This is a genomic window from Solihabitans fulvus, assembly GCF_008386585.1.
GTDB lineage: Bacteria > Actinomycetota > Actinomycetes > Mycobacteriales > Pseudonocardiaceae > Solihabitans > Solihabitans fulvus.
In genome coordinates this window covers 42,123-53,076 of record NZ_VUOB01000016.1, presented here as the reverse complement: position 1 = coordinate 53,076, position 10,954 = coordinate 42,123, and the positions used below count along the sequence as shown (strand labels likewise).

General features: G+C 71.0%; 11 protein-coding genes. 5 read left to right on the top strand and 6 right to left on the bottom strand.

The genetic code is table 11. From position 1 onward, the window contains the following. Positions 1-211: 211 nt before the first annotated feature. The 3 genes from F0L68_RS10010 to F0L68_RS10000 form a co-directional block, all read right to left on the bottom strand. Positions 212-1,036 carry a 5-oxoprolinase subunit C family protein gene (locus F0L68_RS10010; protein WP_240542963.1) on the bottom strand — a complete coding sequence of 275 codons (825 nt, stop codon included), beginning with the start codon at positions 1,034-1,036 and terminating at the stop codon, positions 212-214. A gap of 503 nt (positions 1,037-1,539) precedes the next feature. Next, positions 1,540-2,157: a 5-oxoprolinase subunit B family protein gene (locus F0L68_RS10005; RefSeq protein ID WP_149849216.1), complete on the bottom strand. Its 618-nt coding sequence runs from the start codon at positions 2,155-2,157 to the stop codon at positions 1,540-1,542. Continuing rightward, complete coding sequence (locus tag F0L68_RS10000; protein ID WP_149849215.1) at positions 2,154-2,927, bottom strand: LamB/YcsF family protein; 774 nt, start codon at positions 2,925-2,927, stop codon at positions 2,154-2,156. The genes F0L68_RS10005 and F0L68_RS10000 overlap by 4 nt, the downstream gene beginning before the upstream one ends. A 144-nt stretch (positions 2,928-3,071) precedes the next feature. Here F0L68_RS10000 and F0L68_RS09995 point away from each other — a divergent pair, with 144 nt between their 5' ends. Beyond that, positions 3,072-3,779 carry a GntR family transcriptional regulator gene (locus F0L68_RS09995; protein ID WP_149849214.1) on the top strand — a complete coding sequence of 236 codons (708 nt, stop codon included), beginning with the start codon at positions 3,072-3,074 and terminating at the stop codon, positions 3,777-3,779. 18 nt (positions 3,780-3,797) lie between these two features. On the opposite strand, the gene F0L68_RS09990 is transcribed toward F0L68_RS09995, so the two are convergent. Together F0L68_RS09990 and F0L68_RS09985 are read right to left on the bottom strand one after the other, a co-directional pair. Next, the gene (locus F0L68_RS09990; RefSeq protein ID WP_149849213.1) at positions 3,798-4,775 is read right to left on the bottom strand and encodes an AEC family transporter; all 978 of its coding nucleotides are present in this window, start codon (positions 4,773-4,775) and stop codon (positions 3,798-3,800) included. 168 nt (positions 4,776-4,943) lie between these two features. Then, positions 4,944-6,233 (bottom strand): hydroxymethylglutaryl-CoA lyase-like TIM-barrel protein, encoded by a 1,290-nt coding sequence (locus F0L68_RS09985; protein WP_223198650.1) that lies wholly within the window; start codon positions 6,231-6,233, stop codon positions 4,944-4,946. Between the two features lie 521 nt (positions 6,234-6,754). On the opposite strand from F0L68_RS09985, the gene F0L68_RS09980 reads away from it, so the two are divergent. Next, the gene (locus F0L68_RS09980) at positions 6,755-7,066 is read left to right on the top strand and encodes a DUF3311 domain-containing protein (protein WP_149849212.1); all 312 of its coding nucleotides are present in this window, start codon (positions 6,755-6,757) and stop codon (positions 7,064-7,066) included. Further along, positions 7,066-8,712, top strand: coding sequence for a monocarboxylate uptake permease MctP (gene mctP / locus F0L68_RS09975; RefSeq protein ID WP_149849211.1), 1,647 nt, complete (start codon positions 7,066-7,068; stop codon positions 8,710-8,712). Before F0L68_RS09980 ends, mctP begins: the two co-directional genes overlap by 1 nt. An 84-nt stretch (positions 8,713-8,796) precedes the next feature. On the opposite strand, the gene F0L68_RS09970 is transcribed toward mctP, so the two are convergent. Further along, complete coding sequence (locus F0L68_RS09970; protein WP_149849210.1) at positions 8,797-9,687, bottom strand: ROK family protein; 891 nt, start codon at positions 9,685-9,687, stop codon at positions 8,797-8,799. A gap of 180 nt (positions 9,688-9,867) precedes the next feature. Between F0L68_RS09970 and F0L68_RS09965 the strand changes: the two genes are divergently transcribed. Together F0L68_RS09965 and F0L68_RS09960 are read left to right on the top strand one after the other, a co-directional pair. Beyond that, positions 9,868-10,224: a hypothetical protein gene (locus F0L68_RS09965; RefSeq protein ID WP_223198649.1), complete on the top strand. Its 357-nt coding sequence runs from the start codon at positions 9,868-9,870 to the stop codon at positions 10,222-10,224. A gap of 2 nt (positions 10,225-10,226) precedes the next feature. Next, positions 10,227-10,892 (top strand): class F sortase, encoded by a 666-nt coding sequence (locus F0L68_RS09960; protein WP_223198648.1) that lies wholly within the window; start codon positions 10,227-10,229, stop codon positions 10,890-10,892. Positions 10,893-10,954: the final 62 nt, after the last annotated feature.

The window sequence follows — 10,954 nt, the reverse complement described above, 5'->3', positions numbered from 1 at the left end:
GGGTGGGGGGTGTGGGTGGCGCCGGCTGGCCCTGGGGGGGCCGGGGGGGGGAGGGGGAGAAGCGGATTCCCCGGGCAAGCCGAGGGGGCCGACTTGAGGCGAACGCCCCGGCCGAGCGAAGCGAGGCCCAAAAAACACAGGTAGCTCAGAAACCGGGCAGCGAGCGAAGCGAGTCGCCGGCCGGGGCGTCGTCCTCACCTATCAAACAGCCCTACAGCGTGAACCGCAGCCGCTGACCAGGCCGAGCCTGCGCCGCACGGTCGATGTCCCGGTCGGCGAGGACGGCGATCACCGGGTAACCGCCAGTAAGAGGATGGTCGGCGAGGAACAGCGTCGGCTGCCCGGACGGCGGCACCTGGAGCGCGCCGCGCACCATGCCCTCGCTGGGCAGCTCGCCGGTGCGGGCGCGCTCCAGCGGCGGCCCGGCCAGCCGCATGCCGACCCGGTCGATCTCCGCGGTCACCTCGTACGGCTCGGTCAGCAGCCGCTTGACCGCCGCCGCCGTGAACCAGTCGTCCCTCGGCCCGAGCAGCACCCGCAGCCGCAGGTCCCCGCTCGGCGGCGGCGCGACGGGCGCGAAATCGATGCCGGGCAGCGTGCCGACCGACGGGCCGACCGGCAGCACGTCGCCTGCCCGCAGCACGGGCGGTCCGGTGCCGGCGAGCGTGTCGGTGGCGCGCGCGCCGAGCACCGGGGCGACCGCGATGCCGCCGCGGACCGCAAGATAGCTACGCAATCCTCTGGCCGGCGTGCCGAGCCGCAGTTCCTCGCCCTCGGCGAGTCGGAGCAGCGTGTTGGTCGGCTCGGGTCGGCCGTGCACGGTGATTGGGCAGGGCGCGCCCGTCACCGCGACCAGCAGCGCGGTCCCGGCCCGCACGGCGAGCCCGCCGAAGGTCACCTCGATGCCCGCGTGGCTGTCCAGGTTGCCAACCAGCCGGTTCGCCAACGCCAGCGCGGGCCGGTCCGCGGCCCCCGAGCTGCCGACCCCCATCTCGGCCAGCCCCGGACGGCCGGCGTCCTGCACGGTCGCCAACATCCCGCTGGCCAGCACTTCCAGCTGCCTTGTGGACGCCTCTGTGGACGCCTGGCCTCCGGGCACCTGACCGGCGGACGCCCGTCCGGCGGACTCCTGGCTGGCAGGCAGCTGGCCGGCGGGCAGCTGGCCGGCGGGCACCTGGCCGGCGGGCACCTGGTTTGCGGACGCCTGGCCTGCGGACATCTGGCTTGCGGTCACCTGACCGGCAGACACCTGGCCCGAGGACGCCCGTCCGGCGGACTCCTGGTCGGCGGACTCCTGGTCGGCGGACTCCTGGTCGGCGGACTCCTGACCGGCAGACGCCTCGCCTGCGGACTCCTGACCGGCGGACACCCGGCCGGCAGGCACCCGGTTTGCGGACGCCTGGTTTGCGGACGCCTGGTTTGCGGACATCTGGCCTGTGGACGCCTGACCTGCGGACACCTGGCCAGCAGGCACCTGGTCAACGGGCACCTGACTGGCCGCGCCGGCGCTAGCGCCGGCGTCCCTAGCCGCCGCGGGCTTCACGCCGTCTCCCTGAAACGCACCGTGACACCGGGGCGCAGCAGCGCGGGCGGCTGCCGCGCGGCATCCCACAGCACGGCGTCAGTCCGGCCGATCAGCTGCCAACCTCCCGGCGAACTGCTCGGATAGACCCCCGTGAACTGGTCGGCCAGCGCCACCGAACCCGCCGGCACCCGCACCCGCGAGGTGCTGCGCCTGGCCACCCGCAGCCGAGGGTCGCCGCCGACCAGGTAGCCGAACCCCGGCACGAACCCGCAGAACGCGACCCGCCACGGCGTGCCGGTGTGCGCGTCGACGACCTCGCGCTCGGTGAGCCCGGTCAGCGCGGCGACCTCGGCGAGGTCCTCGCCGTCGTACCGCACGTCGATCTCGACCACCTGGCCCTCGGTCCGCCCGCGCGGCACCCCGGCGGACGTCGCGACGGCCTCTGCGACCGAGGCGCGCCTGGCGGCCCCGCAGCCCGGCACGAGCTTGACCAGCAGCGTGCGCGCGGCCGGCACCAGGTCGGCGATCCCGGCGGGCTGGTCCTGCCGCAGCCCGTCGTACAGCGCGAGCACCGCGTCGAGGTCGGCGACCTCGACCAGCAGCGCGTGTTCGCCGCTCGGCAGGATCCTCACGGCGTCTGTCCGAACGCGGTCCGCCCGAACGCGCGCGGCTCGTGGCCCGCCTCGGTCAGCGCGGCGCGGACGGCCCGCGCCATGTCGACCGCGCCGGGGCTGTCGCCGTGCACGCAGATCGAGTTGGGCGTGACGCGGACCGGCTCGCCGTCCACGGCCGGCACCCAGCCGTCCACGGCCATCAGCACGCAGCGGGCGGCGACCTCGGCCGGGTCGTGCAGCACGGCGTCGGGCCGCGACCTGGGCACCAGCGTGCCGTCGGCGAGGTAGTTGCGGTCAGCGAACGCCTCGTGCCGGACCGGCAGCCCGGCCTCGCGGGCGCGGTCCAGCCACACCGCGCCGGGCAGCCCGAGCACCGGCAGCTCCCGGTCGAACAGCAGCACCCCGGCGACGACGGCCTCGGCCTGCGCCTCGTGCCGCACGATCGTGTTGTAGAGCGCGCCGTGCGGCTTCACGTAGCCGACGCGAGTGCCGGCGGCCCGCGCGCAGGCGTCCAGGGCGCCGAGTTGGTAGAGCACCTCGGCGGTCAGCGTGGCCGGTTCGACGTCGAGGAACCGGCGACCGAAGCCGGCGAGGTCCCGGTAGCCGACGTGCGCGCCGACGGCGACGCCGCGCGCCGCGGCGAGCCGGCAGGTGCGCAGCATCGTCTCCGCGTCGCCGGCGTGGAAGCCGCAGGCCACGTTCGCGCTGGTCACGACGTCGAGCAGGGCTTCGTCATCCCCCATCGCCCATCGTCCGAAACCCTCGCCAAGGTCGGCGTTGAGGTCCATCACTCACCCCCGGTGCTCGGTTGCTCGCCCTGACGATAGTGACCGTAGAGATTGTTCAACAATCCTTCAATACTCCGATCCGACGTTTCTTCGGTTCGATCACTAGACTCGGGGCCCACGCGGCACGGCATCGATGAGGTGGGCATGACGACCGCACGACCCGACGACTGGCTGACCTCGTTGGCAGGCGACCGACCCGATCTCGGCCGGTCGAGCACGGCAGAGCGGGTCGCCGAGGTGCTGCGCACCCGGGTGCTCGAGGGCGACCTGGCGCCCGGCCTGCGGCTGTCCGAGGAGGCCATCGGCGGTGCGCTCCGGGTCTCCCGCAACACGCTGCGCGAGGCGTTTCGGCTGCTCACCCACGAGCGCCTGCTGGTGCACGAGTACAGCAGGGGCGTGTTCGTCCGCGTGCCGACCGCGCAGGACGTCACCGACCTCTACCGGGCGCGCCGGATCATCGAGTGCGGGGCGCTGCGGCGGTGGCCGCACGCTTCGAACGTGGCCCACGCGGCGCTCGCCGACGCGGTGCGGGAGAGCGAGGAGGCCGCGGCGAGGGACCAGTGGCCGCAGGTCGGCACGGCGAACCTGAAGTTCCACCGGGCGATGGCCGGGCTGGCCGGCAGCCCACGGGTGGACGAGGCCGTCGGCCGGCTGCTCGCCGAGCTGCGCCTGGTCTTCCACGTGATGGGCGAGCACCGCGAGTTCTACGAGGCATACGTGCCGTGGCGCCGGCAGATCATCGACCTGCTAGAACGGAACGAGCTGGACGAGGCCGAGCGCACCCTGCGCGAGTACTTCGACGCCGCCGAACGCCAGCTGGTCGACGCATTCGCCAGGCTGCCAACCACCTGAGGACTCATCCCAGCAGCCCTAGGTGTGCGCGAGCAGCCCGGTAAGCACCGACAGGGTCAGCACCGAGCCAAGCGTGGAGAACACCACGGCGGCCGCGGCCTGCTGCACAGCCACCTTCGACTGCTGCGCCAGCACATAGGCCGTGACCGCGTTGGGCAGGCCGCACAGCACCACCGTGGTGTAGGCCCAGATCGGCGGCAGGTGGATCACGAAGGTCACCAGCAGCAGCGCGAGCAGCGGCATCGCCACGAGCTTCACGCCGACGGTGAGGCCGACCTCGCTGACCCGCACGCTGCCGTCCCGGAACGCGGCGACGGCCCTGCGCAGCGTCAGCCCGAGGGTGAACAGCGCGCCGGGCGCGGCGGCCCCGCCGAGCAGCTGGGTGGTGTGCGCGAGCGGACCTGGCAGGCCGATCCGCAGGATCGCGAACACGAGCCCGGCGGCCACCGACAGCGTCACCGGGTTGAGGACGACGCTGCGGGTGATGTCGCGTGTCAGTGTGGTCGTCCTGGCGGCGCCGGGACCCGCGGCTCTGGCCGACAGCACCGCGGCGACGGCGGGGTAGGAGATCATGAACGACAGGTTGTGGATGAGCTGGCCGAGCGCGACGGGCAGCGCCGCGGCGGCCCCCTGCGTGCCGACCAGCAGCGGCACGCCGAGGTAGGCGACGTTGCCGTAGCCGGCGAGCATGCCGGTGACCAGCCCGGTCGGCGCGTCGCGCCGGAAGGCCGCGCGGGAGAACAGGAACCCGAACACGTAGATCACGGCGATGGCCAGCAGGTTGGCCAGCACGAACGACCACGGAATCCCGGCGGACAGGTCGGCGGTGGCCACCGAGCTGAACAGCAGCGCGGGCAGCGCGACCCAGAACACGAAGTTGTTGATCGCCTGCGAGGTCGCGACGCTCTCGAAGGCGGGGAAATAACTTGCCGCGTATCCGACAAGCACCAGCGCGAACAGGGGAATGACGGTCCCGAGGATCGACCCGTTGCCCATTGCGTGCCCAATTCCTCTTGGTGCGGATGTCCTCTTGGTGCGGATGCGGGAGTGGGTCGTGCGGACACGCTCCCGCCCGGTTCGGCCCCGGCCCGGTTCGACGGCCGAACCGCCGAACCGGGCCGTCAGTCCTGGCTCGTTACCGTGCTCGTGACCGTTCCTCCGCCGTCACCGTTCCTCCGCCGTCCGCGCGGTCTCGCGGCTGCCGACCGCCGACCGGAGTGCCTTGTCCTGCAACACTTCCAGCGCCGTGGTCTGCACGTCCTCCAGCCGCACGATCCCGGTGTAGAAGTCCGTGACCTGCCGCAGCAGCTCGTCGAACTTGGCCCGCTTCTCCCAGTAGAGCTCGTGTTCCATCCTGGTCACCAGGCGGTTGGTCACCGCGGCGAGGAACTCCTCGTCGGCCAGGTACTCGCTCGGCAGCCCGGTGTTGGCCAGGATCTGCCCGACGGTGTCGGGGAACAGGCCGATCGGGTTGAGGAAGTAGTCGACCGGGCGGCTCACGCCGAGATAGTCGGGCACGTTCACGATGCCCGCGTTCTCGTTCTCCACCAGCATTCCGCTGACCGGGCGGTAGACGTTGGGCAACACCATGAAGACGTCTTCGGCCAGCGCCGCGGCCTTCGACAGCTTCGCGGTGTCCAACGGCGCGCCGGCCACCGTGATGCCGCGTTCGGCGAATATCTGGCTCAGCACCTCGACATTGGCCAGCCCGGCCCGGTTGCCGAAGCCGCCGACCCCGCCCTCGACCATCGCGAAGCCGTGGAAGATCGAGGCGAGGGAATTGGCGAGGCCGAGCCCCCGGTCGTCGTGCGAGTGCAGGTAGAAGGTGATGTCGGGGTTGTCGCGCACGAGGTTCGCGGCGAGCACGGCGGTGGCGTCCGGGTAGAGCGTGCCGATCGAGTCGTTGACCCTGACCAGGTCGATACCGCGCTGGCGGACCCTGGCGATCTGCTTGTTGATGAACTCGTAGCGGTCGTCGTCGATCTCGTGCGCGAAGGCGTTGAGAATGCTCGCCCGGAACGAGCCGACCCCGATGGACAGCAGCTTGTCGTGCGCCCGTTCCAGCAGGTTCTCGTCCGACCTGTACTCGACCATACCCAGGCTGACCTGGATCTTTTCCAGGTACTCGCGCGGGATCACGCGCAGCGCCTCGGACAGCGGCTCCCACGTCTTCAGCGTCAGGTTGAACACGAACTGCGTGTCGGCCGGGATGCGGCCGAGCAACTTCTGCGAGTCGAGGCAGCGCAGCAGGAACGCCGGCTCGGTGAGTCCGGAGCCGAGGTCGATATCGCGGATCCCGGCGTCGGCGAGCGCCTCGATGAGCCGCAGTTTGCGGCTGTCGTCCGCGCCGAAGAGGGCGCGTTCGCCGCCCTCCCGCATGGTCTCGTCGGACAGTCCGACCAGCTCGAAGTTCGTGTAACGAGGTTGGTGACCAGAAGGAAACGCAAGCGCCATGACGATGTCCTTAGGTTAATGGCCCCCATGGTGGCCGAATTGGTCTTTCACCGTCCAGAACGAACTCGTGCAGCGGCGAACCCCTCGGTCGCGCGGCGCGGCCGAGGCGAAGGTGTGCGTTGGTTGTCCCCAGTAATGTCGACCCCAGTTACGAGGGCAGTCTGGGAGAGCGGGCCGGTTGCTAACCACCCAGATCGGCCGTCACCGTAGACAAACCCTATCTCGAATAATTGCGACGGCTCCGGTTAGGGCATACCGCCGGACGGGTGAGTCGGCCGGTTCTGTGCGATTACTCTGTCGCCAAGAACTTCATGGGCGAGAGCATCGTTGGACAGACGTCGTACCGGTGCGCCGACTGGGCCGTTTCCCGTTGGCCAAGTTTCACTATGCGGAAAAAATATCACGATTTGACCATGACCATCGGGCGTAACCGACTCGAAACGGTGACGACATCCCTCCCACGGCCTAGCATCCGCTCACGCCTCGTCAACGGGGCTGTCCAGGGCCGCACGGAGGACACAATGCCGCCTGCTCAACCGCCTCGGGCCGGGAGCCATGACCACGGCTCCGGCCTCCGCTGGAACGCGTGGAATCTGGTGCTGTTGGCACCACTGCTGATGCTCGTCACGCCGTGGTTCAACTTCGACGGCCCCAGGCTGGTCGGGCTGCCGTTCTTCTACTGGTACCAGCTCGCGTTCGTGCCGGTCAGCGCGATCTGCGTGGCGATCGTGTACGTCAAGACCAAGGACGAGCCCACCTCCGCGACCGACCACTCCGGCCGGCCGACCGTCGACGACCTCGACAGCAGCACCTCGGACAGGAGGAAGCGCTGATGCAGTGGACCGAGCTCGTGGTGTTCTCGGCCTTGTTCCTGCTCGTGACCGTGCTCGGCTTCGTGGCCTCGCGGTGGAAGAACGCGGGCTCCAGCCTCGACCACCTCGACGAATGGGGGCTGGGCGGCAGGAAGTTCGGCTCCTGGATCACCTGGTTCATGGTCGGCGGCGACCTCTACACCGCCTACACCTTCGTCGCGGTGCCCGCGCTGATCTTCGGGGCCGGCGCGCTCGGCTTCTACGCGCTGCCCTACACGGTGATCGTCTACCCGCTGGTGTTCCTGCCGCTGCTGCGGATGTGGTCGGTCTCCAGGGTGCACGGCTACGTGACCACCGCCGACTTCGTGCGCGGCCGCTACGGCTCGCGCACGCTGGCGTTCCTGGTCGCCATCACCGGCATCGTCGCCACCATGCCCTACATCGCGCTCCAGCTGGTCGGCCTCGAGGCGGTGCTGCGCACCATGGGCCTCAACGCCGGTGGCCTGCTCGGCCACCTGCCGCTGCTGATCGCCTTCCTGATCCTCGCGCTGTACACCTACCAGTCCGGGCTGCGCGCGCCCGCGCTGATCGCGTTCGTCAAGGACGGCCTGATCTATGTGGTCATCCTCGTCGCGGCGATCTACCTGCCGAGCAAGTTCGGCGGCTGGGGCCACATCTTCGACTCCGCGTCGGACGCGCTGGCCAAGCCGGGCGCGAACGGCAAGCCGAAGGGCTCGATCTTCCTGACCGGCAGCAACCAGCTCCAGTACGCCACGCTTGCGCTCGGCTCCGCGCTCGCGCTGTTCCTCTACCCGCACATGCAGACGGGCATCCTGGCGTCCAAGAGCCGCAAGGTGATCAAGAAGAACATGATGGCGCTGCCGATCTACTCGGTGCTGCTCGGCGTGCTCGCCATGCTCGGCTACATCGCGCTGACCTCCGGCGCGAAGCCGATCGTCAACCACGCCACCGGGAAGCCCGACTCGAACACGATCTTCCCCGTCCTGTTCGACCAGCAGTTCCCGTCCTGGTTCGCCGGCATCGCCTTCGCCGCGATCGGCATCGGCGCGCTGGTGCCGGCCGCGATTATGTCCATCGGCGCGGCGAACCTGTGGACCCGCAACATCTACAAGGAGTACGTCAACCGGGGCGCCACCCCGGCGCAGGAGGCCAAGCAGGCCAAGCTCGCCTCGCTGGTGGTGAAGTTCGGCGCGGTCGCGTTCATCCTGTTCATCGACCCGCAGTTCTCCATCGACCTCCAGCTCATCGGCGGCGTGATGATCCTCCAGACGCTGCCGGCGGTCGCCGTCGCGCTCTACACGCGCTGGCTGCACATCCGGGGCCTGGTCATCGGCTGGTTCGTCGGCATGGGCTGGGGCCTGTACCTGCTGTACACGATCCCCAACCCGGCGACGAACCACGCGCACTTCGGCGGTTCGGCGCTGACCCTGGAGAAGCTGTCGCTCCTCGGCTGGCACCCGTTCGGCGGCTCGCAGACGCAGATCTACGTCGGCGTGGTCGCCCTGGCCGCGAACGCCGTGGTCGCCGTCGTGGTGACGGTGATCGCGCACGCGTTCAAGGTGTCCAACGGCCTTGACCGCACCCACCCGGCCGACTACCACGCCGAGGACGGCAGCCCCAACGTCAAGCCCATCGCCGTCCACTGACCCACCGCGGTCACGAAGGGACCCTTCAGGACACCAATGTCCTGAAGGGTCCCTTCATGTCACCCAACGTCCTGACGGAGTCCCTCAGGTCACCAGCCGGGCCGCGCCGACCAGGCCCGCGTCGCCGCCGAGGGTGGCCGGGACGACGGTGAGGCCGGCCAGGTAGGACAGCCCGGCGTGCGTGGCCAGCGTCCGCCGCACCGGCCCGAACAGCAGCTCCCCGGCCTGCGCCACGCCGCCGCCGATCACCGCGAGGTCGAGGTCGCACACCGCGGCGGTCGCGGCGATGGCCAGCCCGACCGCGCGGCCGGCCCGCTCGAACGCCGCCAGCGGGATCTCCTCGCCCGCCCGCGCCTGCTCGGCGAGTTCGGCGGCGTCCCGCGCCTGCCAGCCCTGCGCGCGCGCCCACCGAACCAGGTTCGGGCCGCCAGCCACCGTCTCAACGCAGCCCCGGCCGCCGCAGGTGCACGGCAGCCCGTCCGGCTCGACCACCACGTGGCCGAGGTGCCCGGCGTTCCCGGACCGCCCGCCGTAGGGCTTCCCGTCCAGCACGAGGCCGCCGCCGACACCCGTCGACACCACCAGGCCCACCACGAACCTGCTCTCCCGCGCCGCGCCGAGCCAGTGCTCGCCGAGCGCCATGCAGACGCCGTCGCCTGCCAGCTCCACCCGCACGCCGGGCAGCTCGTCGGCCACCCGGTCGCGCAGCGGAAAGTCCTGCCACCGCTCGATGTTGATCGGGCTGACCGTGCCGTCTCCGGTGTGCACCGGGCCAGCGCAGGCGATGCCGACCCCGGCGACGACCTCGCCGGCCAGCGCCTCCGTGATGACCGCGCGGACCTCCTGCCAGGTGCGCTCCGCGTCGTCGACGGGGGTCGGCCGCCGCGCCGACCGCCGCACCCGGCCGTCCCGGTCCACCAGCGCGCCGGCGATCTTCGTGCCGCCGACATCCAGTGCCAGCACCAGGTCCGTCACGTTCCGATCCTCCCGATTCGTCACTACCGGAACGAGCGTATAGCGGCACCCGTGACCAGGCGGAATTGGACCAAAACAGGTTCTTCACATCGTCCGAACGGGTTCTTGAAATCTCCTGATCATGCTTGAAGTCGTTGCCGGAGAACGGCTTCACCGCAGTCGATGAATTGAGGAGCTCCTGTGAAGTACGGACGCATGCTTCTGGTCGCCGGCGCGCTCGGCCTGGCCACCCTGGCGACGGCTGCCCCCTCCGCCCTCGCCGACAACGCCCCGACGATCTCCCCGCCTGCCTCGACGGTGACGCAGGCCCCGACGGACAAGGCCGGCCCGTCCTCGACCGTCACGCAGGCCCCGGACAAGCCCACGGCGGGGGTCCAGGTGCCGGACCGGCCCAAGGGCGCCCCGCAGACCGGCGGCGGCCCGGTCGAGCAGTCCGGCGTGAACGCGCCGCTGCTCGGCGGCGTCGGCGCGCTGGCCGCGGTCGCCGGCCTCGGCGCGTTCGTGCTGCGCCGCCGCCGCGCCACGGACGCGAGCTGACGTTGCGCGCCACGCCAACCGCGCGCACCGGACCAACCTCCAGGCAGGGTGGTCGCCGTCTCGGGGCGGCGGCCGCTCTGCTGGCGGTGGTGCTCGGGGTGTCCGGTTGCGGCAGCTCGGCCGCCTCCGGAGGCGCGGCCCCGACCGGCGCGGCCCCCACCGGCGGGCAGTCGGCCACGGCCGGCAACACGCAGGCCGCGACCCCGCCGACGCAGCAGCGGGTCCAGCCCGCCGGCGTCGAGGTGCCGCGCATCGGCGCGAAGTCGACGCTGGTGCCGTTGGGTCTCAACGCGGACAAGACCGTGCAGGTGCCGCCGGTCGAACAACAGATGCAGGCCGGTTGGTACACCGGCGGCCCCAATCCCGGCGAGGTCGGGCCGTCGGTGATCCTCGGGCACGTCGACGGGGCGGGCAAGCCCGGCATCTTCAACCGGCTGCACGAGGTCAAGGCCGGCGACGAGGTGCTGGTCACCCGCACCGACGGCAAGGTGCTGCGGTTCGTGGTGTCGCGCACCGAGCAGGTGGCCAAGTCGGGGTTCCCCTCCGACGCGGTCTACGGCGACACCACCAAGCCGGAGCTGCGGCTGATCACCTGCGGCGGGTCCTTCGACGGCGCCGCGCACAGCTACCGCGACAACATCATCGTGTACGCGGCGCTGGCCAGCTGACCGCACTGACCCTCGCCGTGGCGAGGAACGACGGCGGGCACCCGTCGTTCCCCCTGGCGAGG

What these genes read in the sequence shown, in the direction of transcription:
- F0L68_RS10000 (WP_149849215.1), bottom strand. Translation starts at nt 2,927, where the DNA reads ATGGACCTCAACGCCGACCTTGGCGAGGGTTTCGGACGATGGGCGATG.
- F0L68_RS09985 (WP_223198650.1), bottom strand. Translation starts at nt 6,233, where the DNA reads ATGGCGCTTGCGTTTCCTTCTGGTCACCAACCTCGTTACACGAACTTC.
- F0L68_RS09990 (WP_149849213.1), bottom strand. Translation starts at nt 4,775, where the DNA reads ATGGGCAACGGGTCGATCCTCGGGACCGTCATTCCCCTGTTCGCGCTG.
- F0L68_RS10010 (WP_240542963.1), bottom strand. Translation starts at nt 1,036, where the DNA reads ATGTTGGCGACCGTGCAGGACGCCGGCCGTCCGGGGCTGGCCGAGATG.
- F0L68_RS09995 (WP_149849214.1), top strand. Translation starts at nt 3,072, where the DNA reads ATGACGACCGCACGACCCGACGACTGGCTGACCTCGTTGGCAGGCGAC.
- F0L68_RS09980 (WP_149849212.1), top strand. Translation starts at nt 6,755, where the DNA reads ATGCCGCCTGCTCAACCGCCTCGGGCCGGGAGCCATGACCACGGCTCC.
- mctP (WP_149849211.1), top strand. Translation starts at nt 7,066, where the DNA reads ATGCAGTGGACCGAGCTCGTGGTGTTCTCGGCCTTGTTCCTGCTCGTG.